The sequence below is a fragment of the Alphaproteobacteria bacterium genome (assembly GCA_020638555.1).
Classification (GTDB): domain Bacteria; phylum Pseudomonadota; class Alphaproteobacteria; order Bin95; family Bin95; genus JACKII01.
The window spans coordinates 1,335,784-1,358,451 of record JACKII010000001.1 but is presented as its reverse complement, the minus strand read 5'-3'; the positions used below and the strand labels follow the sequence as shown (position 1 = coordinate 1,358,451).

Annotated in this window: 24 protein-coding genes; 10 read left to right on the top strand and 14 right to left on the bottom strand. The window is 69.1% G+C overall.

Annotation, left to right across the window (positions count from 1 at the left end):
- The 4 genes from H6844_06205 to moaA all read right to left on the bottom strand — a co-directional run.
- On the bottom strand, positions 1-690 hold a 690-nt coding region (locus H6844_06205; protein MCB9928990.1), incomplete at its 3' end, for a CoA transferase.
- 152 nt (positions 691-842) lie between these two features.
- Positions 843-1,952, bottom strand: coding sequence for an AbrB family transcriptional regulator (locus H6844_06200; protein MCB9928989.1), 1,110 nt, complete (start codon positions 1,950-1,952; stop codon positions 843-845).
- On the bottom strand, positions 1,949-2,716 hold the full coding sequence (locus tag H6844_06195; GenBank protein MCB9928988.1) for an NAD kinase: 768 nt from the start codon (positions 2,714-2,716) through the stop codon (positions 1,949-1,951). The genes H6844_06200 and H6844_06195 overlap by 4 nt, the downstream gene beginning before the upstream one ends.
- Before the next feature lie 8 nt (positions 2,717-2,724).
- Positions 2,725-3,759 (bottom strand): GTP 3',8-cyclase MoaA, encoded by a 1,035-nt coding sequence (moaA, locus tag H6844_06190; protein MCB9928987.1) that lies wholly within the window; start codon positions 3,757-3,759, stop codon positions 2,725-2,727.
- A gap of 151 nt (positions 3,760-3,910) precedes the next feature.
- On the opposite strand from moaA, the gene mobA reads away from it, so the two are divergent.
- Together mobA and H6844_06180 are read left to right on the top strand one after the other, a co-directional pair.
- The gene (mobA, locus tag H6844_06185; GenBank protein ID MCB9928986.1) at positions 3,911-4,531 is read left to right on the top strand and encodes a molybdenum cofactor guanylyltransferase; all 621 of its coding nucleotides are present in this window, start codon (positions 3,911-3,913) and stop codon (positions 4,529-4,531) included.
- Between the two features lie 100 nt (positions 4,532-4,631).
- On the top strand, positions 4,632-5,297 hold the full coding sequence (locus tag H6844_06180) for a hypothetical protein (protein MCB9928985.1): 666 nt from the start codon (positions 4,632-4,634) through the stop codon (positions 5,295-5,297).
- Positions 5,298-5,364: 67 nt separating this feature from the next.
- On the opposite strand, the gene H6844_06175 is transcribed toward H6844_06180, so the two are convergent.
- Together H6844_06175 and H6844_06170 are read right to left on the bottom strand one after the other, a co-directional pair.
- Complete coding sequence (locus H6844_06175; protein MCB9928984.1) at positions 5,365-5,763, bottom strand: carboxymuconolactone decarboxylase family protein; 399 nt, start codon at positions 5,761-5,763, stop codon at positions 5,365-5,367.
- A 119-nt stretch (positions 5,764-5,882) separates the two neighbouring features.
- Positions 5,883-6,335, bottom strand: coding sequence for a host attachment protein (locus H6844_06170; GenBank protein MCB9928983.1), 453 nt, complete (start codon positions 6,333-6,335; stop codon positions 5,883-5,885).
- A gap of 328 nt (positions 6,336-6,663) precedes the next feature.
- On the opposite strand from H6844_06170, the gene H6844_06165 reads away from it, so the two are divergent.
- On the top strand, positions 6,664-6,864 hold the full coding sequence (locus tag H6844_06165; GenBank protein MCB9928982.1) for a hypothetical protein: 201 nt from the start codon (positions 6,664-6,666) through the stop codon (positions 6,862-6,864).
- Between the two features lie 23 nt (positions 6,865-6,887).
- Here H6844_06165 and H6844_06160 read toward each other — a convergent pair whose 3' ends face one another.
- From H6844_06160 to H6844_06150, 3 genes are read right to left on the bottom strand one after another with little or no spacing between them, the layout of a single operon-like run.
- On the bottom strand, positions 6,888-7,802 hold the full coding sequence (locus H6844_06160) for an NAD(P)-dependent oxidoreductase (protein ID MCB9928981.1): 915 nt from the start codon (positions 7,800-7,802) through the stop codon (positions 6,888-6,890).
- Complete coding sequence (locus H6844_06155; GenBank protein ID MCB9928980.1) at positions 7,799-8,566, bottom strand: SDR family oxidoreductase; 768 nt, start codon at positions 8,564-8,566, stop codon at positions 7,799-7,801. The genes H6844_06160 and H6844_06155 overlap by 4 nt, the downstream gene beginning before the upstream one ends.
- 4 nt (positions 8,567-8,570) lie before the next feature.
- On the bottom strand, positions 8,571-9,509 hold the full coding sequence (locus H6844_06150) for an LLM class flavin-dependent oxidoreductase (protein ID MCB9928979.1): 939 nt from the start codon (positions 9,507-9,509) through the stop codon (positions 8,571-8,573).
- Between the two features lie 372 nt (positions 9,510-9,881).
- Here H6844_06150 and H6844_06145 point away from each other — a divergent pair, with 372 nt between their 5' ends.
- The 4 genes from H6844_06145 to H6844_06130 all read left to right on the top strand — a co-directional run bounded on the left by H6844_06145 (position 9,882) and on the right by H6844_06130 (position 14,889).
- Entirely contained in the window at positions 9,882-11,282 is a 1,401-nt protein-coding gene (locus H6844_06145; GenBank protein ID MCB9928978.1) for a hypothetical protein, read from the top strand.
- 215 nt (positions 11,283-11,497) lie between these two features.
- A complete protein-coding gene (gene cofE / locus H6844_06140; protein MCB9928977.1) occupies positions 11,498-12,259 on the top strand; it encodes a coenzyme F420-0:L-glutamate ligase in 762 nt (253 codons plus the stop codon).
- 130 nt (positions 12,260-12,389) lie between these two features.
- A complete protein-coding gene (locus tag H6844_06135) occupies positions 12,390-13,328 on the top strand; it encodes a 2-phospho-L-lactate transferase (GenBank protein ID MCB9928976.1) in 939 nt (312 codons plus the stop codon).
- Between the two features lie 574 nt (positions 13,329-13,902).
- A complete protein-coding gene (locus H6844_06130; GenBank protein ID MCB9928975.1) occupies positions 13,903-14,889 on the top strand; it encodes an LLM class flavin-dependent oxidoreductase in 987 nt (328 codons plus the stop codon).
- Positions 14,890-15,070: 181 nt separating this feature from the next.
- Here H6844_06130 and H6844_06125 read toward each other — a convergent pair whose 3' ends face one another.
- The 5 genes from H6844_06125 to H6844_06105 all read right to left on the bottom strand — a co-directional run bounded on the left by H6844_06125 (position 15,071) and on the right by H6844_06105 (position 20,233).
- Positions 15,071-16,060 carry a hypothetical protein gene (locus H6844_06125; protein ID MCB9928974.1) on the bottom strand — a complete coding sequence of 330 codons (990 nt, stop codon included), beginning with the start codon at positions 16,058-16,060 and terminating at the stop codon, positions 15,071-15,073.
- 10 nt (positions 16,061-16,070) lie between these two features.
- A complete protein-coding gene (gene argE, locus H6844_06120) occupies positions 16,071-17,231 on the bottom strand; it encodes an acetylornithine deacetylase (protein MCB9928973.1) in 1,161 nt (386 codons plus the stop codon).
- A 13-nt stretch (positions 17,232-17,244) separates the two neighbouring features.
- Positions 17,245-18,222, bottom strand: a complete 978-nt coding sequence (locus tag H6844_06115) for an amidohydrolase family protein (GenBank protein MCB9928972.1) — start codon at positions 18,220-18,222, stop codon at positions 17,245-17,247.
- A gap of 241 nt (positions 18,223-18,463) precedes the next feature.
- The gene (locus tag H6844_06110; protein MCB9928971.1) at positions 18,464-19,108 is read right to left on the bottom strand and encodes an MBL fold metallo-hydrolase; all 645 of its coding nucleotides are present in this window, start codon (positions 19,106-19,108) and stop codon (positions 18,464-18,466) included.
- An 84-nt stretch (positions 19,109-19,192) separates the two neighbouring features.
- Positions 19,193-20,233: a patatin-like phospholipase family protein gene (locus tag H6844_06105; GenBank protein MCB9928970.1), complete on the bottom strand. Its 1,041-nt coding sequence runs from the start codon at positions 20,231-20,233 to the stop codon at positions 19,193-19,195.
- 140 nt (positions 20,234-20,373) lie between these two features.
- Between H6844_06105 and H6844_06100 the strand changes: the two genes are divergently transcribed.
- Genes H6844_06100 through H6844_06090 form a run of 3 tightly spaced genes read left to right on the top strand, consistent with a single transcriptional unit; the run spans position 20,374 to position 22,654 of the window.
- Complete coding sequence (locus tag H6844_06100) at positions 20,374-21,960, top strand: DNA polymerase Y family protein (protein ID MCB9928969.1); 1,587 nt, start codon at positions 20,374-20,376, stop codon at positions 21,958-21,960.
- 38 nt (positions 21,961-21,998) lie between these two features.
- A complete protein-coding gene (locus tag H6844_06095) occupies positions 21,999-22,232 on the top strand; it encodes a hypothetical protein (protein ID MCB9928968.1) in 234 nt (77 codons plus the stop codon).
- Positions 22,229-22,654, top strand: coding sequence for a type II toxin-antitoxin system VapC family toxin (locus H6844_06090; protein MCB9928967.1), 426 nt, complete (start codon positions 22,229-22,231; stop codon positions 22,652-22,654). Before H6844_06095 ends, H6844_06090 begins: the two co-directional genes overlap by 4 nt.
- Positions 22,655-22,668: the final 14 nt, after the last annotated feature.

Here is a 22,668-nt window from a genome sequence, read left to right as displayed (position 1 = left end):
CGCGTGCCGCTCCGAACCGGAGGGGCCGAGCGAGGGTTCGAACGTGTTGCCGGCCAGGTGCTCGATCATGGTGAAGCTGGTCATGCTCTCGAACATCGGCACCTCCACCTCCTGCCCCTCGCCGGTGGCGAGCTTGTGGTAGGCGGCGGCGGCGATGGCATAGGCAGCGAACAGCGCCGTGGTCTTGTCGGCGATCAGCATGGGCACGAAGCGGGTCTCGCGGCCGTTGAATGCCTCCAGCGCGACCAGGCCGCAGGTGCCCTGGATCACATCGTCGAAGGCGGCGCGGCCGGCGTAGCGGCCCTCGCGCCCGAAGCCCCAGATATTGCAATAGACCAGGCCGGGATTGAGCGCCTGCACGCTCTCATAGTCGAAGCCCAGGCGCGCCAGCGGCTCCGGCCGCATGTTGTGGATGAAGATGTCGGCGCCCGCGATGAGCTTGCGCAGCGCCTCCGCCCCGGCCTCGGTCTTCAGGTCGAGGGCGATGGCGCGCTTGTTGCGGTTCAGTTGCAGGAAGGTATTGCCCATGCCCGCATGCCGGCGCGGCGCGCCCATGCGGGTCATGTCGCCCTCCGGCGCCTCGACCTTGGTCACGTCGGCGCCCATGTCGGCGAGCAACTGGGTGGTGTAGGGGCCGACGACCACCGTGGTCAGGTCGACGACCTTCAGGCCGTGAAACGGGCCGGGCATTGGCGGGAATCCTCGCGAGCGAAAGGGTGATGCTTTCGTACAAGACTAGCAGCGTGAAAGCGTCTGACCAGAGGCCGCGTGCGATGGCGCCTGGGCCAGGGGACGCCGCCGAGGCGCGCACGCCGGCAAATCGCGAACCGATTCGCGAAATCTCAAGGCTTGGCCATGCGCCGGCGGATCAGGCCGGCGACGAAGGTGGCGCTGGAGACGACGATGATCATGCGGCCCAGATGGTGCAGCGAGACGAAGGGCACCTCGATCCCGAGCGAAAGCGCGATCATGCTCATTTCCGCAAAGCCACCGGGCGAATAGGCCAGGTGCACCGCGCGGAAATCCAGCCCGGTGAGTGAGGCAAGCCCGTAGGCGACGCCGGCGGCGAGGCTCAGCAGGCAGATCGTGGCCAGGCCCGACAGCAGCATCGGGCGCACCAGCTCGTGCACGCGCACGCCGCTGAAGCGCGAGCCGGCACCGGCGCCGATCACCAGCTGGGCGATGGCGATCAGGTCGCTGGGCGGCCGGGACTGGGTGAGGCCGGTCATATGGATGGCCGCGCTGGCGATCATCGGCCCGATCATCTGCCAGGCGGGAAATTTCAGCAGCTTGGCGATGATGGCGCCGACCGCGCCGGCGCCCCCCAGAATGGCGAGATCGCGGAGCGGCAGATGCCAGATAAAGCCGCTGCCGCCCAGATTGGCCGGCGGCACATAGCCGGCCAGAATGCTGTAGGCGGGCGGGATGATCGCCATCACCATGACGACCCGCGTGGCATGGATCAGCACGATGGTGCGCTCGTTGCCGCCGAGCGCGGGGCCCAGGATCATCATCTCGCCAAGGCCGCCGGGCGAGGCGCAGAAAAACGCGGTGATGCGGTCGATATGGCCGAGCCGGGTGAATACCTGGAAGCTGACCCAGGTGCCGAACAGCACGAAGACGCACATGCCGACGAAACTGGTGATCCAGAGATGCAGATGCTCCAGCACGTCCGGCGTGAAGGATGAGCCGAGGGTGACGCCGAGCACGATGATCCAGAGCCGGCGGAACATCTGGTGGATGTAGAGGGTGAGGCCGCTCATCGAGCCGACCATGGTCGCGAACAGCGCCCCCAGCATCCAGGGCAGCGGCGTGCCAATATAGGCGAAAACCGCGCCGCCCACCGCGCCGACCGCCAGCGTGCGCGCCATGAGAACCGCCCGGGTGCGGGCCGTCATGGAGGACTTGGCTCCGCCGGTGGAGGAACCGGCGCCACCGGTGGCGCGGCTCACGACACGAACTGCTCCTTCAGCACGCGCTCTTCCAGGTCGTGTTCCGGGTCGAACAACAGGGTGAAGGAGACATTGCGGTCTTCCTGCACCTCGACCCAGCGCACGTCCCGCACTTCCGTGAAGTCGGCCACGGCCAGGACCGGGCGTTTGACCGGGTCCAGCACCTCGAACCGCACCACGGCGTCGCTCGGCAACAGGGCGCCGCGCCAACGTCGCGGCCGGAAGGCGCTGATCGGCGTCAGGCAGAGCACCTGCGAGGACAGCGGCACCACCGGCCCGTGCGCCGACAGATTGTAGGCGGTGGAGCCGGCGGGAGTGGCGACCAGCACGCCGTCGGCCATCAACTCCTCGATGCGCACGACGCCGTCGATCTTGATGCAGATGTGCGAGGTCTGGCGGGTTTCGCGCAGCAGCGAAACCTCGTTGATCGCCAGCGCGTCCACATGGCGGCCGTCGGTGGTCTCCACGGTCATGCGCAGCGGCGTCAGTTCGACGGCGGTGGCACGGCGGATGCGTTCCGGCAGGCCGTCCGGCTCGAACGCGTTCATCAGAAAGCCGACCGTGCCGCGGTGCATGCCGAAAATCGGCACGCCGCGGCCCATATAGCGGTGCAGCGTCTCCAGCATGAAACCGTCGCCGCCCAGGGCGACGATGACGTCGGCCTGTTCCGGCGGCACGGTCTCATACTGCTGGCTGAGGTCCGTCAGCGCCCGCTGGGCGGCGTCGGCAGAGGAGGCGACGAAGGCAAGCGCGGGGCGCGACATCCCGCGGGTCAGCCGCCGGTGGTCGACATATGCCGCGGCACCGCGGCCCGGCGCCGGCGCCGGTCGATGACGAAGTCGTGGCCCTTGGGCTTGCGGGCAATGGCCGCGCGGATGGCGTCTTCCAGCGGCGCGTCGCTTTCCGCTTGGCGCACCACCTCCTTCAGGTCGGCCGAATCGTTCTGGCCCAGGCACATATAGAGCATGCCGGTGCAGGTCAGGCGCACGCGGTTGCAGCTTTCGCAGAAATTGTGGGTCATCGGCGTGATGAATCCCAGCCGGCCGCCGGTCTCGCCCACGGTGTAATAGCGGGCCGGGCCGCCGGTCTTGTAGTCCGACTCCTCCAGCGTCCAGCGCTGGGAGAGATCGGCGCGCACCATGGAGAGCGGCCAGTACTGGTCCACCCGCTGCTCGCCGATATCGCCCATGGGCATGACCTCGATCAGGGTCAGGTCGAAGCCCTCGTCGCCGCACCAGCCGATCAGGCGGTCCAGTTCGCCCTCGTTCACGCCCTTGAGCGCGACGGCGTTGATCTTGATGGCGAGGCCGGCGTCCTTCGCCGCCTGGATGCCGCGCAACACCTGGTCGAGCCGGCCCCAGCGGGTCAGCGCCTTGAACGTGTCCGCCTCCAGCGTGTCGAGCGAGACGTTGATGCGGCGCACGCCTGCGGCATAGAGCGGCTCGGCGAAGCGTTCCAGCTGGCTGCCATTGGTGGTCACGGTCAGCTCGTCGAGCAGGCCGGATTCGAGGTGGCGGCCCAGCCCCTCGATCAGGTTCATGATGCCGCGGCGCACCAGCGGCTCGCCGCCGGTCAGGCGCAGCTTGCGCACGCCCATGCGCACGAAGGCGCTGCAGACCCGGTCCAGCTCGTCGAGGCTGAGAATGTCCTTCTTCGGCAGGAAGGTCATGTTCTCGGACATGCAATAGACGCAGCGGAAATCGCACCGGTCGGTGACCGACACGCGCAGATAGGTGATGGCGCGGCCGAACGGGTCGATGACGGGACCGCTGGCGGCGGTGGTGGGTTCGGTGTAGGTCGTGGCCATGCTGCTGTCGCCCATGGTTCGGGATACGGTACCCAGGCGGGGTGGTGTACGCGGGCTGGGACGCCAAGTCCGGCGCCGGACATTCGCCGCCGGATCGGATTACCCTTAGCATAGCGGCGACAGCCCACAGTTTCCAGATGGTTGGCGGAGGTTGCGCTTGCAAGACACTGTTGCACTGGCCGTCCTGGCGGGCGGCGGCGGCCGGCGGCTCGGCGGCGCCGACAAGGCCCTGGTCGAAGCGGCGGGCCGGCCGCTGCTGGCCCATCTGCTGCAGCGGCTGCGGCCGCAGGGCGGGCGGATCGTGCTCTCGGCCAATGGCGAGCCGGCGCGGTTCGCGCCCTTCGGCCTGCCGGTGGTGGCCGACCGGGTGGCGGATGCGGGGCCGCTGGCCGGCATCGCCGCGGCGGCGGCCCATGCGGCGGCGGCCTGGCCCGGCGTGCGCTGGCTGGTGACGGTGCCGGTCGACACCCCTGCCCCCGGCGACCTGGTGGCCCGCCTGCTGGCGGCGGCCATGGCTGAGGGGGACAGCGGTGCAACCGAACCGGTCGCGGTGGCGGAGGCGGCCGGGCGGCTGCACTGGGGCACGGCCTGCTGGCCGCTCGCCGCGGCCTTGCGGCTGGATGCGGCGGTCCGGGCGGGCGCACGCCGACTGGAAGCGGCGATCCGCACGCAGGGGTTGGTGGCGGTGCCCTTTGCCGAGGCCGACGCCTTCGCCAACATCAACCGGCCAGACGACCTGGCCGCGCTGGTGCGGCTGTTAACGCGCCCTTAAACCCCGGGTTGCACAGTGGGCCGAGGCTTCGCCATACTACGGTGCGCTATCGGCACCGACAGAATGAGGCCAGGCACGTCTTCAACCAGGGTTTCGGCGCATGGGTATTCCGGTGGACTTGGGCATTGTCGAGCTGATCTGCTCGCGGCTTTGCCACGACATGGTGGGGCCAATCGGCGCCGCCACCAACGGGATCGAGCTGCTGCGGGAAATGGGCAGTACCGCCGACCCCGATATCATCGACCTGACCGATACCAGCGCGCGCACCGCGTGGCGGCGGCTGGAATTCTTTCGCGTCGCCTTCGGAACGGCCGGCGGCCGCGACGGCTGGGGCACGAACGAACTCAGCCAGCTGGCGCAGAACATGCTGCGCGACGGCAAGGTGCGGCTGGACTGGCGGGCTGAGCCGGACGTGACGGCGGTGCAGGGCCGCGGCGCCAAGCTGGTGCTGAACCTGATCCTGCTGGTGGCCGAGGCGATGGCGCGCGGCGGCGTGCTGACCGTGCAACTGAGCCGGGGCGACGGCACGCTGACCCTGTCGCTGATCGGCAGCGGCCAGAATGCGGCGCTGAACCCGCGCGTCGCCTCGACCGTGACCGGCAAGGTGCCGCCCGGCGACCTGGACAGCCGGGTGATCCTGGCCCATCTCGCCTGGTTGCAGGCGGAGGACGCGGGCGCGACGATCCAATGGCGCTTTGCGGACAATATGGTGCTGGCGGACCTCACCCTGCCGCAGCCGGCGGCGCTGGCCGCCGCTGCGGAATAGCGGGCCCGCCCCGTAAGACCCGACCGGCAAGGCCCGGCGGGTTAAGGCCCGGCAGGTGAGGCCCCGCTCAGGCGCCGCCTTCGGCGCGGATCTCGGCGAACACCTCACGCGCCTTCAGCATGGCGCCGCGCACCAGCGGCAGGCCGATATAGCCGGCCAGGTGCAGGATCGCCTCGGTCAGTTCGTCTTCGGTCCAGCCCTGGCGCAGCGCGAAGCGCAGATGGATGGCCAGTTCGTCCTCGCGGCCCATGGTGGTGTCGGAGACGACGCAGATCAGCGAGCGCGTCTTCAGGTCCAGGCCGGGACGCCCCCACAGCCCGCCGAACACCGCTTCCTGGGCATAGTCGATGAACTTGCCCATGATCGGGTCGTCGTAATTGGCGGCGTTGGAGCGCTCCACCGCCGCCTCGCCGTAAAGCTGGCGGCGCATGGCAATGCCTTGATCGAGCCATTCCGAATTGGCCATCGGTCGGTTTCCTTCCCTTGGATACGACGCCACGAAATGCGGCCTGCCTCCATCATCGGGCGCGGACTGCCGCCTGTCCATGGCAGGCGGCGGCCCCGCGGGAAGGACCAACCGGGCGGTCAGCCGGATTTCTGGACCAGGATGCGCTCGATCTCGTGCACCGGGTGCTTGGTCAGGTCCTTGTCGACCTCGGCCAGCACCTTGGCCTGCACCGCCTTGTCCATCTGCTGGCGCAGTTCGCCCAGCACCTGGGGCGGAGCGACGACGATCAGGTGCGTGAACGCGTTGTCGAGCGCGGACTGGCGCAGATGCGCCGCCATCTCGCGCGCGAACCGGTCTTTTTCAACCCGATGCCAGTCGGTGTTTTCGACGGCGCTGCGTTGCACGCTGGGCCCGTCCGGAAAGCGCCCCGGCCGGTCGGTGCCTTGCTCACGGGTCGCCGGATTCTCGTGGCGGATCGCCTCTTGCGTGACGAGGTTCGGAAATTTCTCGTCGCCGTCGTTGCGCAGGATCAGCGCCCGCTCACCATCACCCACCAGAATCCAGGCGTTGTGCGGAATGTTCAGCGTCATCGGATGGCCTTCCTTTCCTTGACCGTTCACCACGCTAGCGCTCGGCCGGGCCGGCGCCATTGACCCAGATCAGATGGGATCGCGATGGCCATGGCGCCGCCCGTACGCACGCGATTTTGACCGCATCAACACCAACAGAAATCCCCGCGCGAGTAAAGGCGGTAAAGGGAGCAAGGACTCGCCAATTATCATATCATATTAGCGGTATTCCGATAAAGATTTCGGCAGGATTTTGTGGTATTTTTCCCAATCATTATCCGAAACACGGGGACGATTTGCAAACGGGAGGAAAATGCCATGGCCAGCATCGCTTGGGACATGCGAGGCGATGCTGGGCTTTCACATCAAGGCCAGCCGCCATGGCGAAGCACCGCTCGACCCGGAGGTCAGCGGGCTGGCCGTCCCGTTCCACACCGGGCCGACCTTCGTGCGGCGGGCGGCCACCATGCAGTTGAGCGACCCCCGGATGCGCTTTGCCCATCCGGGGAAATCGTCGCTGGTCGGCAAGTTCGCCTATAGCGGGCCGTAAGTCGGCACCGGCGGCAAGGGCTCTCAGTCCTCGCGGGGCCCGAGTTTCACGCCGGCGGCCTTTTCGTACAGGGTGACGGTGATGGAACTGTCCTTCTTGTTGAGACCAAGGCCCCGCGCCCACTGGAAAATCTGGCGCGTGGTGTTGGCGAGGAACAGCGGCACGCCCAGCGCGTTGGCAAAATCGGTCTGGAGCGTCTGGTCCTTCCAGGTGATGTCGACGGTACCGCCCGGCTCGAAATCGCCGCTGAGATAGCGCGGCGCCCGCATCTCGAACGCCACCGAATGGCCGGTGGACTGGCGGATCACGTCGATCATCGCCTGCGGCTCCAGCCCGGCCTTGGCGCCCAGCACCATGGCCTCGGCCACCGCCACCGTGCCGACCTGGATCAGCATGTTGTTGACCAGCTTCATGGCGAGCCCCTGGCCCACCTCGCCCATGTGGAACACCTGGCGGGCGCAGGCGCCGAGCAGCGGCTTCACCCGCTCCACCACGTCGGCGTCGCCGCCGCAGATGATGGAGAGGTCGCCGGATTCCGCCCGCTCCTGGCCGCCGGAGACCGGCGCGTCGATCAGGTCGATGCCGCGGGGCTTCAGTTCGGCGTGCCAGCGCTTGACCGCCAGCGGGTCGATGGTGGCCATCGACAGGATGACGTCGCCGGCCCGGGCCTTGGACTGGAAGCCCTCCGGCCCCATGATGACCTCTTCCGACTGGGCCGTGGTCTCTACCATGCTGATGAGCGTCGACGCCTGGCGCGCCACATCCGCCGGGCTGGAGGCGGCATAGGCGCCGAGGCTGGCGAAGTGCTGCACCCGGGCCGGGTTCTGGTCGTAGACGACCAGCTTGGCGCCGCCCTTCAGCAGGTTCGCGGCGATGCCGCCGCCCATGACGCCAACGCCGACAATGCCGAGCGTGTCGTTCCGATCCGGCAGGCTCATAGCTGGCCTCCGTTCACGTCGATGGTGACGCCGGTGACGAAATCCGCATCCGACGAGGCCAGGAAGGCGATGACCTTGGCCTGATCCTCCGCCACGGCGACGCGGCCGAGCGGGAAGCGTTTCAGCTCGTTCGCCTTGTCCTCGGCCGAGCGGCGTTCCCAGTGCGGGGTGATGCGCTCGGTAAGCGTCAGGCTGGGGGCGATGGCGTTGATGCAGATGCCATAGGGGCCGAGTTCGAACGACAGCCGGCGCACCATGGCGATGATACCGCCCTTGGCGACCGCATAGGGCGAGGACGACTCGAAGCTGGTGCCGCGCCCGGCGATGGAGGCGAGGTCGACGATCTTGCCGTACTTGTTCGCCTTCATGTGCGGCACCACCGCGTTGGTGAACAGGAAGGTGGCGGTCAGGTTGAAGTCGAGGATTTTCTGCCAGTCGCTGAGCGGCATCTGGTCGATGTCGACATTCGGCTTCGGAATGATGGTGGAGCCGCCGACCGCGTTCACCAGAATGTCGATGCGGCCGAATTCGTCGATTGCCTGCTGCACGCACTGGCGCGCCTGGACCTCGTCCATGGCGTCGATGCACCGGGGCACGACCCGGCCCGGCTGGTTGTCCAGCGAGGCCACGAGGGCGTCGAGCCGGTCCTGCTGGTTTTCGACCGCGATGACGGTGGCGCCCTCGCGCACCAGGATTTCGGTCGTGGCCTTGCCGATGCCGGCGCCGGCGGCGGTGATGAGCGCGATCTTGTTCTCGAAACGCATGGGCCTAGCCTCCCATCTGCTGGCGGAGCGCCGCCATGGTTTTCAGGGACTGTTCGTGGTCGCCGGCGAAGCGGATGCAAACATGGCTCGCCCCCTGGTCGACATAGGATTTGACGAAGGCCGCCGCTTCCTCCGCCGGGCCGCCGAAGCTGGCCATGCGGCGGCGCAGGATGTGGCCGGGCACGCCGTAATAGGCTTCCAGGAATTTGTCGATGCGGGCGACACCGGCCTCATGGCTGTCGTCGATGGCGAGGGTCAGGTAGACCGCGAAACTCATGGCGCCGTCGGCGCGGCCCTCGGCCTTGGCGTGCTGCTGCACCTCCCGCCATTGCTGGCCGCAGACATCCGCGCCGGGGCCGGTCGGGAACCAGCCGTCGAAATGCCGGGCGGCGCGCTTCAGCGCGTTGGGGTGCGAGCCGCCGATCCAGACCGGCGGGCCGCCCGCCTGCGCCGGGGTCGGGCCGATCTGCTGGCCGGACAGACTCCAGCGGCCGTTCCAGTCGACCTTGTCGCCGCTCCAGAGGGCGCGGCAGAGTTGCAATCCTTCGATCATGCGGCCGATGCGCTTGTCGAACGGCACGCCGGCGCTTTCGAACTCGGCGCGGATGTTGGGCACGTCGCCGGCAATGCCGTAGCCGAGGATCACCCGGCCATCGCTCGCCTGGTCGAGAGTGGCGACGGTGTGGGCGAGCAGGACCGGGTTGCGGAGCGCCGGCAGCAGCACGGCGGTGCCGAGCTTGACCCGCCGGGTGCGGCCGGCGATGGCGGCCAGCAGGGTCAGTGGCTCGTGCCGCGGCCGGGCGGTGAGCGAGTCGCCGATCCAGACCGAGTCATAGCCGAGATCCTCGGCCTGCTCGGCAAGCGCGAGCAGGGGCGCGGCCTGGGGCCGGCCTTCCATGATCGCCTCGCGCGTGGGGATGAGATAGCCGATTTGGGCGGGCATGGGCGGGCGGGTCCTCCGGGGGCGTTTTGGGTTGGCCGGCATTGTCGCCCCATTTTCCCGCCGCTGCCAAGGCCCCCGCCGCCGGCGGCGTCCGGCAGCGGGAGCCCGTCCGAACTGTAACGCTCCGTTAACACATGGCGCCGACTTTACACCCAAGCCGCACCTTGCACCCGCCCGCCGCGTCGAACCCGGCTCCGCACGCCGCCCCGCGACAGAAACGGGTCCGTCGGATTGGTGCGACAGACCATTCGCCTAGCCGAAAGGTTCGAGCGGTTCCGATCTGTGCGCCTGCTCCACCCGCGACACTGGCACACAAATTGCTTCATTGGCCCACATCAGGAGACGGATCGATACCGCGAAAGGACCAACAGAATGATAACTCCGATCATGGACCGACCGATGTGCAGGAGCGCCCTGATCGGCGCGGCCATCGCAATCGGTCTTGCCGCACCGGCACAGGCGATTACGCTGACGAACGGCACCGGCCCCGGAAGCGTGACCGTCGATGTCGACGGCTACGGCTCGTTCGGCCTTGCGGTCGGCGGCAACGGCACGGGCGACGCGTTCTACACGCCGGTCGGCAGCGCCAGCGCCAGCGGCACGACCTTTGAAAGCGGCGTGTATCTGAGCGGCCCCGGAACCTTCCTGACCACGGGCTCCATCCGTAGCAGCGGCGGCCTGCCGGATTTGGTGGTTCAGCAAAGCTCGCCGACCAGCGCCACCAGCAGCTTCCAACTCGGCTCGCTGGACTTTCGGTTGACGCAGACCCTGGTGTCCTCGTTCGACGGCTCCGGCACGCGCATCGGTTCGCAGTTGAATCAGAGCTACCGCATCACCAACACCGCCTCGGTCCCCAACAGCTTCGCGCTGAAGCGCTATCTGGACGGCGATCTGGAATTCGACGAATCCATCGCCGACGGCGGCGGAATCATCACCCTTGGCGGCAACCAGGTCCTGTTCGAGACCGATTCGGCCGACAGCCCCAGCCAGTCCACGACCTTCGTGGGCATCACCGCCAACGGCGGCGACCAGAGCCCGCCCGGCCGGTTCGAGGTTTCCTCCTATTCCGGTCTCGGCAACAAGGTCGCGGTGGGCGGCACCCTGAACGACACGGTCGCCGGCGACACGAACGGCGACGGCTTCATCGACAACGCCTATGACGTCACCCTGGCGTTCAACAACAACTACTCGCTGGCCGCCGGGGAAACGGCCACCTATCTGACCCAGACCCTGTTCGGCAATGCGGTGCCGCCGGCGCCCGGCAGTTCGGAATCCCTGCCGCTATTGCCCGGCAACAACGAACCGCCCTTCGTGTTCGACATCACGGTCGACTCCCCGGATACGCCGCTCTGGCTGGACCCGGTGGTGACCACGGGATTCGACTATGCGATCCAGAACCTGTTGTTCGCGAGTGTCACCATGCCGTCGCTGGCGACGGTGCCGGATATGGACGGCTATGAATTGCTGATCGACGTCGGCGGCACGCTGACCCAGATCGCCACCCTGATGGCGGGCGAGAGCTACACGTTCGGCTCGCCGGTCGATTTCTTCAGCGTTCAGGGCATCGACCCGTCGCTGATGCTGGACCCCAACAATGCCATGGCCTTCCCGGTGGCGGTGACGTTCAACACCATCGGCAGCGGCCAGATCACCATCACGCCGATTGGCACCAACATTCCCGCCTCCGGCGTCCCCGTGCCGGCCACGCTCGTGCTGCTGGTGCCGGGCTTGCTGGGGCTGGGCATGACCCTGCGTCGGCGCCGCCGCGCCTAGCGCGAGTTCCCCCGCGCCTCGGCCTCCACTTGCGGGGCTCCCCTCGAGGCGCGGGCGGTTCCCGCACGCTCCGGCCTGGATACCTTGCGGGTATCCGGGCCGTTTTGCGTAGCGGGGGCATTTTGCGGGCCGGAAAGGGCCCGGTGCGGCCGCGACGCTCTTGCCGAACCGGCTGCGGCAGGGAACGATGCGCCGACCCGCACCAGGAGCAGCCCATGGCCCCGACCTTGACCTATCACACCCTCGCCGGCTTTCCGCGCGTGCAGCCCGGCGACGATCTGGCCCGCCAGATCGCCGACTGTCTCGCCGCCAACCGCCTGGCGCTGCAGCCGGGCGACGTGGTCGCGCTGGCGCAGAAGGTCGTCTCCAAGGCCGAGGGGCGCTATCGCCGCCTGGACGCGGTGACGCCCGGTGCGGCCGCCGAGGACTGGGCGCGGCGCACCGGCAAGGACCCGCGCCTGGTACAGGTGACGCTGGACGAGTCGAACCACGTGCTGCGCTATCGCGACAACCTGCTGGTGGTGGAACAGCGGCTCGGCATGGTCATGGCCAATGCCGGCATCGACCAGAGCAATATCGACGGCGCCGGTGACCAGGTGCTGCTGCTGCCGGAGGACCCGGACCGCTCGGCCGAGGCGCTGGCCGGCGCGCTGGAGCGGCTGACGGGCACCCGGCCGGCGGTGCTGATCACCGACAGCGTCGGCCGGGCCTGGCGCATCGGCACCTGCGGCATCGCCATCGGCTGCGCCGGCATCCGCGCGGTCAACGACATTCGCGGCCAGGCGGACATGATGGGGCGGGAATTGAAAGTCTCCATTGTCGGCCACGCGGACCAGCTGGCCGCCGCCGCCTGCGTCGCCATGGGCGAAGGCGCGGAAGGCACGCCGGCGGTGCTGATCCGCGGCCTGTCCGCAGAGCCCGCGCCGCTGCCGGCGGCGGCCCTGGTGCGGCCCGCCCTGGACGACATGTTCCGGTGAGGGGGCTGGCGACATCTCTGCCTTCCCTCCCCGATGCTTCGCCCCTCGATACGCCGGCATCCCCGACCACTCGCGGTGAAGCCGGGGGGAGGGCCGAGCCCAAACGCTCGAATGAAAGGGAAGCGAACGCATGACCGTGGTGGCACTCTCCGGCGGCGTCGGCGGCGCCAAGCTGGTGGCGGGGCTGGCCGACATCCTGCCGCCGGGCGACCTGGTGGTGGTGGCCAACACCGGCGACGATTTCGAGCATCTGGGCCTGCACATCGCGCCCGACATCGACTCCGTGTTCTATGCGCTGGCCGGCTGGAACGACACCGAACGCGGCTGGGGCCGGGCCGGCGAGACCTGGAACTGCATGGCCGCGCTGGGCGAGATCGGCGCCGAGACCTGGTTCAACCTGGGCGACCGCGACCTGGCGCTGCACCTGGAGCGCACGCGGCGGCTGCGTGCCGGCGAGCCGCTCAGCGCGGTGACGGCGGCGCTCTGCGAGGCGGCGGGGATCGCCACCCGCATCGTGCCGATGAGCGAGACGCCGGTGCCGACCGTGGTGCACACGGCCGGGCATGGCGATCTGGCCTTCCAGCACTATTTCGTGCGCGAGCGCTGCGCGCCGGTGGTGACCGGCTTCACCCACCGTGACGCGGAGCGGGCGGCGGTGCCGGCGGCCCTGCGGGCGTTGCGGGACGTGGAGGCGGTGGTGGTGTGTCCCTCCAACCCGTTCATCTCCATCGGGCCGATCCTGGCGGTGCCGGGCATGGCCGCGTGGCTGACGGGGCTGGGCGCGCCGGTGGTGGCGGTCTCGCCGCTGATCGGCGGCCAGGCGGTGAAAGGGCCGACGGCGAAGATGTTCGCCGAGCTGGGCCTGGACGTCACCAATGCCGGGCTGGTGGCGCAGTATGGCGACCGGCTCGACGGCCTGGTGATCGACGAGGCCGATGCGGCGGACTCCGCCGGGCTGGCGATCGCCACCGCCGTGACCGGGACGCTGATGCAGACCGCCGCCGACCGGCACCGGGTCGCGGAGATCGCCTTGCGCCTCGCCGAGGCGATTGCCGAGCACAAGGGCTAGCGGCGGGCGGCGTCGACCCGGCAGCCGCCCCCAAGCCGCCCCGGCCGGAGTGGAGCCGTCCCTCCCCGCTTTCCCCGGCTGATCCGCTTTCCCGCTGCCTTGCTTTCCGGCCCCGCCCGCTTTCCTGGCCGGACCCCGGACTTGGTCCGGGGAAAGAGCGGGATCTTTCCGGGCCGCGGAAGCGAACCTGGTAGGAGATCCCGGCGCAAGGCCGGGAAAGCTTGAAGGCGCGAGAGGTCCGGGTGCGAGGCCGGAAAGCCGGAAAGGCTGCGGGTCCCGGCCTCCCCGCTTTCCCCTCCCCTTTCTGGACCCCCCGGACTTGATCCGGGGAGAGCCGGGATCTTGGACCTTCCGGCCGGGGGAGCGAACCTGGCAGGAGATCCGGCGCAAGGCCGGGAAAGCTTGGAAGAGGAGAGGTCCCGGCGCGGGGCCGGGAAAGCTTGGAAAGGGCGGGAGACCCCGGCGCGAGGCCGGGAAGGCGAAACGGGTGGGAGGCTCGGTTGTTCGCCATGACGGCGCGCGGGAAGTGTGGCAGGCTCTGGCCAAAACGCCCAGCCTCGAGGAACGCCACGCCATGCAATACGGTCTCTATCTCAACCCGCAATTCCCCAACGACGGCGACCCGCAACGGGCGCTGGACGGGCTGCTGGCGCAGGCGCGGGCGGCGAAGGGGGCCGGTTTCTCGTCGCTCTGGCTGCCGCACCATTTCGCCACCAACCCGGTGCGCATGTTCGACACGCACACGCTGATGGCCCGCCTCACCGCCGAGGTGCCGGACACCACCATCGGGCCGGCGGTGCTGCTGTTGCCGGTGCAGAACCCGGTGTTCGTGGCCGAGCAGGCAGCGACGCTCGACTGGCTGTCCGGCGGCAATTATGTGCTGACCGCAGGCCTCGGCTACCGGCCGGAGGAATTCGCGATCCATGGCGCCCACATCTCCGAACGGGTCGGGCGCATGGTGGAGAGCATCGAGGTGATCCGCCGGCTCTGGACCGAGGAGCGGGTGACGCATCACGGCAAATACTACCATCTGGACGATGTCGGCCTGTCGATGCGGCCGGTGCGGCCGGAGGGCTGCCCGATCTGGGTCGGCGGCAGCGTGCCGGCCTCGGTGCGGCGGGCGGCGCGGATCGGCGACGCCTGGATCACCAGCTTCAGCCAGACCTTCGACGAACTGGCGAGCCTGAAGCGCGACTACGACGCGGCGCGGACCGAGGCGGGCCTGCCGGCGCCGGCGACCCGGCCGGTCTGCCGCGAGTGCTTCATCGGGCCGGACGGGGCCGACGCGCTGGAAATCTGCCGCGCGGCCCTGCTCTACAAATACAAGGCCTATGCCAGCTGGGGGAACAAGAATGTCGGCGGCGATACGCTGGAAGCGAATTTCGACGCCTTCGTCGACAGCCATTTCATCGTCGGCGACCGCGCCAAGGTGAAGGATCAGGTGGCGCGCGTGGTGGAGTCCACCGGCGGCGACCATGTGATCCTGCGCATGCACTGGCCGGGCCTCGATCCGGCCCAGACGCTGAAAAGCATCGAACGGGCGCAGGCGATCACCGCGTGATGCCGGCACCACTGCCCCGCTGTCCCGGCCGGAGTGGAAGGGAGGGCCGGGAGGGCGCGCGGCGCAGGAGCGAATTCGGCGGGAGGTCCCGGCTCGGCACCTGCCAAAGGCAGGCTCCGGCCGGGAAAGCTCGGGCGGGGAATGGGGGCGAAGGGCGGTGAGCGCGCCCGCGCCGTCTCGCTCAGCCGGTGGCCAGCGCGCTGGCGATGCTCTGGAGCGAGGGCAGCAGGCTGACCAGCGCGGGCAGCACCAGCGCCAGCGCCTGGCGCAAATAGTCGATGGGATGGACCGAGAGGAAGGCCAGCACCGCGTCGGCGTCCTCGTCGCCATCGTCGGACGGATCGTCCTCGATCTGCCGGGTCAGCAGGGCGGCGCGGTGGCGCAGCAGCAGGGCCGGCGGCAGGTAGATGGCGGCAACGCCGATGCTGAACGCCACCCCCTGCAACAACAACGCCCCGGTGGCGAGACCGTTATAGGCATCGGTGACCGTCGTGGAGCCGGGCGGGTCTTTCAGGAAAGGGATCGGCCAGTACATCCAGGCCCAAACCGCCAGCAAGGCTAGCACGTACAGCAGGGCAGCGTGCCGCAAAAACGCCTTTTGCTGCTCCGTCGCGCTCGCCAGGGAACGGGCCCGGGCGGCCAGGGTGGCGCCCTCGGCCGGCCGCGACAGCGTCAGCACCAGGCCGACGGCGAGCGGCACCAGGGCCGCGGCGGTGGCGATCTTGATCACCGCCTGGCCGGTCAGGAAGGCCTGCATGGCGGTGGCATGCTCTCCGGTCCGGATATAGGGGAAGATCGACAGGAACAGGTTCTTGCCGAGATACACATACCAGGACGTGACGCTGCCGGAGAGTTCGACGGCGGCAACCGCGCCCAGGACCACGGCCATCAGCAGGAACACCAGCCCCCGGTCCCGCCGCGGCGCGAGCCGCCACACGGACAGCGCCGCCCCCATCGCAATGCCCAGGGCCACCGCGGTCAGCAGGGTGAAGGCGCTCAGCCAGAAATAGCGTTGCCGCGCTTCCTCGCCCGCCACCGTCGGAAACGCGTCCCGGTCGATCACGGGAAAGGTCACCTGCATCGGCCGCGCCGGGTCCAGCACGGCATAGACCAGGGCATAGACCGTCAGCGGCAAAATCAGCAGCAGCAGATAGCGACGGTCGAATGCCACCGTCCAAGCCTCATTCCCGGCAAACGCGATCGGCCAATCTTAGCATAAATTCCTTGCCCTTGGCCAACTGGTCGAGCGCGAGATACTCGTCCGGCTTGTGCGCCTGGGCGATGTTGCCGGGGCCGCAGACCACGGTGGGGATCGCCGCGATCTCCTGGAACAGGCCCGCCTCGGTGCCATAGGCCACCTTGGCGTGGTCGTTGCGGCCGGAGAGTTGCCGGGCCAGGTTCACCACCTCGTGGTCCGGCGCGATCTCCAGGCCGGGGATCTGGCTGATGGTCTCGATGGTGAAGCCGGCGGCGGGGTCCACCGCCTGCATTTCCGGCTCCAGCTCCTCGCGGATGAATTTGAGGAAGCGCTGGTGGATGTCGTCGGGGTTGTCCTGGGCGATGTAGCGGTATTCGAAGACGAAATTCGCCTCCTGCGGCACGATGTTGAGGGCGGTGCCGCCGTTCAGCGTGCCCACATGCACCGTGGTGTGCGCCAGGTCGTAGAGCTCGTCGCGCGTGCCTTCCCGGGCGAAACGCCGGCCCTCGCGGTGCAGCCAGGTGACCGCCTCGGCCGCGTATTCCACCGCGTTGACGCCGGTCGGCGCCAGCGAGGAATGGCATTCCTTGCCGCGCACCCGCACCCGGAACGACCACTTGCCCTTGTGCGCCACCACCGGCTGGAACTCGGTCGGCTCGCCGACAATGCAGAGGCCGGGGCGCTGATCCTGGGCCGCGAGGCGGTGCAGCATGCCGCGCACGCCGATACAGCCGACCTCCTCGTCATAGGAAATGGCCAGATGCACCGGCTTTTTCAGGCCGCGCTTCAGGAATTGCGGCACGGCCCAGAGCGAGAGCGCCACGAACCCCTTCATGTCGCACGAACCGCGGCCATAGAGCTTGCCGTCCCGCTCGGTCAGGGTGAACGGGTCGCTGGTCCAGTCCTGGCCGTCGACCGGCACCACGTCCACATGGCCGGAAAGGACGATGCCGCCCGGCTCGTCCGGCCCGGCGGAAACGAACAGATTGGCCTTCTGCCCGGTCTCGTCATAGACGCGCCAGCCGGAAAGCCCGTGGCTCGCCAGATACGCCTCGACGAAATCGAGCAGCGCCAGGTTGGAGTTGCGGCTGGTGGTGTCGAAGCTCACCAGCTTTTCCAGCAGTTCGCGGGGCGAGAGGTCCATCGGCGCCATGGCGTTACAATCCCAGCAGTTCGGCAGCGGTGCCGCCCAGAATGGCGTCGCGGTCGCCGGCGGACAAGTTGGCCTCGCGGACCACCTTGGCCGGGGTGAAGTCGCCGATGGGGAACGGCCAGTCCGAGCCCAGCATCACCCGCCCGGCGCCGACGCGCCGGCAGAGGAATTCCAGCACGTCCGGCTCGAACACCAGGCTGTCGAACCAGAGCCGCTCGAAGCCGGCGCGCGGGTCGGCGTATTCCGGGTGGTTCTCGTGGTTGCGCAGCAGGCGGCCCAGGCAATAGGGCAGCGCCGCCCCGCCGGTCAGCACCACGAGGCGCATGGCGTCGTACTGGACCAGATGGCCGCTGAACAGCAGGCGGGCGACCGCGGTGGTCAGGTCGTTCAGGCGGGCGACGGCGTTGACCATGTCATAGTCCAGCACCCGCCGGTCGGTCACGTCGAATACCGGATGGACCATGATGACGGCGTTGCGGTCGTGCGCGGCCTGCCAGAACGGCGCCAGGTCCGGGTCGTCGAGATTGCCGCCCAGGCCCTTGGGCTGGGTCCCGATCATGGCGCCGGCAAAGCCGTGCTCGTCCATGGCCTCGGCCAGCACCATGGCGGCCTTCGCGCCATCCTGGAGCGGCACGGTACAGAGCGCCGTGACCTTGCCGGCCTCGCGGGCCGCGCGGGCCAGATGGTGGTTGGTCAGGCGCGACCAGCGCACGCCCTCGTCCGCCGGCAGTTCATAGCCGAAGGCGTCGAGCCAGCCGCCGCAGACCTGGTGTTCCAGCCCTTCCCGCTGCATCCAGTCGAAGCGCTGCTCGGTCTCGCGCAGGCGCGGCATGATCGGCCGGGTCAGCGCGCCGCCGGCAAAGCCGAGTTGCCACTTGCCGTCCGGGCGCTCCACCCGGATCGAGGGGAAGTCGCTCCGCCGGTCGGCCAGTTCTTCCAGCAGGGCTTCCGGCAGCAGGTGGCCGTGGCAATCGATGATCATCGGGGCGGGTGTCTTTCTGCGGGAGTGTGACAGTTGCAGACTCTATCGCGATCGGCGACGGCGGCAACTGTCGTGCCATCCAACGCGCGTCATTGCGAGGCGCCATGGGCGACGAAGCAATCCAGGCCGTCGCCTCAACCAAGCCGGATCGCCGGTTTGGATTGCTTCGCCCGCTCCGCGGACTCGCAATGACGTCAAGACAGATGGCTCGGATTCCGTTGTCGACGCGACGGCGGCCAGCTTAGCGGAACAACTGGTCGGCGACGAAGGGGTTGGTCTGCCGCTCGATCGCAAAGGTGGAGGCGGGGCCGTGGCCGGGAACGAAGGTGATGTCATCGCCCAGCGGCCAAAGCTGGGTGCGGATCGAAGCGATAAGCTGGTCGTGGTCGCCGCCCGGAAGGTCCGTCCGGCCGATGGAGCCGCGGAACAGCACGTCGCCGACGATCGCCACCCGGAACGCCTCGATATTGTAGATGACATGGCCGGGCGAATGACCCGGGCAGTGCTTCACGTCCAGGCGCAGATTGCCGACGCTGACGGTGTCGCCCTGCTCCAGCCAGCGGTCGGGGGTGAAGGGCTCGGCGTCGCCGAAGCCATAGCGCGCCGCCTGCTCCGGCAGGCCGTCGATCAGGAATTTGTCGCCGATATGCGGGCCTTCGATGGGCACGCCCAGGCGTTTGGCCAGCGCACCGGCGGCGGCGGCGTGGTCGACATGGCCGTGGGTCAGCAGCACGCGCTCGACGGTGGCGCCGCTTGCGGCGATGGCCGCCTCGATCTGGTCGAGGTCGCCGCCGGGGTCGACCACGGCGGCCTTCATGGTCTCCTCGCACCAGAACACGCTGCAATTCTGCTGAAAGGGCGTGACGACGACGATGCGGACTTGCATTAAGAACTCCTAACGGGGAACGGCGGCCGGAAGCGGGATATCAGGCCCCCGATATCGGACCCGGCATATCTGGCCCTTCGAATATCAAGATCGGGGGCCGCTGACGACGGCTTTCAGGTCGACGGTGCCGCGCACGCCGATATCGTCGAAATGCTCGGCCAGCCAGCGATCGGCGACCCGGCGCCCGGTTTCGAACAGATAGCGCAGAAAGTCCATCTCGGTGTTCAGCTTCGACGAGGCGCCGAGCGAGCGCAGCGTCTTCCGCGACTCGATCATGTGGATCAGGATCTGGCGATACCGGCCCTCCGCCAGATGGCCGTCCTCCAGCAGGCGATGCACGAATTCGATGGCCCGCATCTCGCCCAGCAGCGAGCTGTTGAAGGTGATCTCGTTCAGGCGGTCGAGGATTTCGCGGGCGGTGCGCGGCACCTCCTCGCGCACGATCGGGTTGATCTGGACGATGACGATGTCGGCGGATTCGCTGCGGTGGAAGAACGGGAACAGCGAGGGATTGCCCATATAGCCGCCGTCCCAATAGGCGTGATCGCCGATCTCGACCGCGTGGAACAGGTGCGGCAGACAGGCGGACGCCATCACCACGTCCGCCGTCACCTCTGCGCGCTGGAACACGCGCACATGGCCGGTCTTCACGTTCGTGGCCGAAAGATAGAGGTCGACCCCCGGCGTCTCGCGCAGCCTGGCGAAATCGACCTGGCGTTCCACCAGGTCGCGCAACGGGTTCAGGTCGAACGGATTGAAATCATAGGGCGAGGTCAGGCGGCTCATCAGGTCGAACAGGATGTAGACCGGCGAGTTGTCGAGCGACCAGTTGCCCATCCAGACGTCGATCGGGCTGCGCTTCAGCGGGCTGGAGCGGCCGGCCTCGGCCACCGCGGTCCAGAAGGCGGCCAGATGGCGGCGCGCGCCGTCGCGCCCGTCCTCGATCAGGCCGCTGGCCGCGACCACCGCGTTCATGGCGCCGGCGCTGGTGCCGCCGATCGCCTCCACCACCAGACGCTCGTCTTCCAGAATGCGATCGAGCACGCCCCAGGTGAAGGCCCCGTGCGAGCCGCCGCCTTGCAGTGCGAGATTGATCGGCTTTGCGGTCGCAGACGTCGAGGCCAAGGGGCTGCTCCATCGAACGGAAACCGACCGCACTCTGCCATGGCGCGCTCCGCCTGCCCAGCGGGGCGATTGCCGCGAGGGCGAAAGACGAATGGTCGGTGCCAATTTTTCGCTTGAAAACAGAACATATATAGAACTTAATGCCCGGCAGGAGGAACAAAATGAGCCGACGCTATCTCTCGCTCTGGCTGCCCCGGTTCGCCACCGACCGGCTGGGCCGAACGGTGGAGCCGCTCGCCACCCTGGCGGAGACGGCCGGCGTGCCGCGCGTGGCCGCCGCCAACGCCGCGGCGGCGGCGTTGGGCATCGCCGCCGGCATGACGCTGGCGGATGCGCGGGCGCTGCACCCCGCGCTGCGAACCCACCCGGCCAACCCGCTGCGGGAGTTGCGCGGCCTTGGCCGGCTCGCCGACTGGTGCGAGCGCTACACGCCGCTGCTGGCGCTGGACGGCGCGGACGGGCTGCTGCTGGACACGACCGGCTGCGACCACCTGTTCGGCGGCGAGGCGGCATTGCGCGACGACCTGCTGGCGCGGCTGGAGGGCTTCGGCTTCGAGGCGCGGGCGGCGATGGCGGAAACGCCGGGCGCGGCCTGGGCCCTGGCCCGCTATGGCCGGGCATGGACTGCACCGGGCGGATCGGCGGCGCTGCGGCAATCCCTGGCACCGCTGCCGCTCGCCGCGCTGCGCCTGCCGGCGGCAACGGTGGCGGACCTGGCGCAGGTGGGCCTGCGGCGCATCGGCGACGTGGCCGGCCTGCCGCGGGCGCCGCTCGCCCGGCGCTTCGGCGCGCAACTGCTGCGCCGGCTGGACCAGGCGCTGGGACGGACGGCGGAATCGCTGGCGGCCCGCCACCCGCCGCCGCCCTTCCGCCTGCGCCGGGACGAGGCCGAACCGCTGATCCGGGCGGAGGATCTGAGCGCCGTCGTCGACCGGCTGCTGGCGGAACTCTGCCGGCAGTTGGAAACGGCGGAGAGCGGCGCGCGACGGCTGGAACTGGCCTGCTATGCCATGGATGGCCGGGTGCACCGGGCCACCGCGCGCACCAGCCGGCCGGTGCGCCAGCCGGCGCGTCTGCTGCGCCTGCTGGAAGGGCAACTGGAGGGCTGCGACCTGGGCTTCGGCATCGAAACCCTGGTGCTGAGCGCGCCGGAAACCGAACGCCTCGCCCCGACGGAATGCGGGTTCTGGCAGGACCGGGCCGCGACGGACGATGCCATGGCGGCGCTGATCGACCGCCTCAGCCAGCGGCTGGGGCCGGAACGGGTGCGGTGGATGGCGCCGGTGACCAGCCACCTGCCGGAACGGCGGGTCGAACCGCTGCCGGCCCTGCACCACGCGGCGGCGGAGGTGGCGGCGCGCTGGGCCGACTGGCAGCCGCCGCCGGGCGAGGTGCTGCCGCTGCGCCTGCTGGCCCGGCCGGAGCCGGTGGAGGCGACGGCGCTGCTGCCGGACTATCCGCCCGCCGCGATCCGCTGGGGCAAGGTGCTGCACCGCATCGTCCGCGGCGAGGGTCCGCAACGGCTGACGCCGGAATGGTGGCGCGAGGCACCGCCGGACGACCCGGCCGCCCCCCTCGCCCGCCGCACCCGCGACTATTACCGGGTGGAGAACGCCGCCGGCCAGCGGCTCTGGGTGTTCCGCCAGGGGCTGTACGACGGCGCGGGAGCGGGCGGAACCGACGGGAAGCCGAAACCCGGCTGGTTCGTGCACGGCATTTTCGGGTGAGCTCGATCATAGGAATAAAGACAAGGGAGCCGAACACCATGGCCACGATCACCATCCGCAACCTGGACGACGCGGTTGCCGAGCGTCTGAGGGCGCAGGCCCGGCGCCACAACCGCTCGCTGGAAGCGGAACTGCGCGCGCTGCTGACCGATGCCGCGGCCGCGCCGCCGCCCGCCGACTTCGCCCGCATCAGCCAGCGCATCCGCGCCCTGGCCGGTCCCCGCCGGTTCGGCGACAGCACCGCCCTGGTCCGGGAGGGCCGCGGACGGTGAGCTTCGTCGTCGACGCCAGCATTGCCGCGAAATGGTTCTTTCCCGAACCGGGCAGCGATCGGGCCATGCGGTTGCTGGAGATCGACCGGCCCCTGTACGCGCCGGACCTGATCGTGCCGGAACTGACCAACCTGCTCTGGAAGCGCTGGCAGCAGGACGACCTGGCCGAGGACTATGCCCGGCAGATCGCCGCCGCCCTGCCGCTGATCCTGCGCCGCCTCGTCGCCGGCGTCGACCTGGCGGAGCCGGCCTGGCAGTGGAGCCGCCGGCTCGCCCATCCGTCCTACGACTGTTTCTACATCGCCTGCGCCCAGCACGTGGCCGGCCGCATGGTGACGGTCGACGCCCGCCTGCTGGCGGCGGTGAAGGGCACGGAGGCCGGGCCGCTGGTCTGCCATCTGCGCGACGTGGTGACGGCATAAGCCGGGACGGGGTG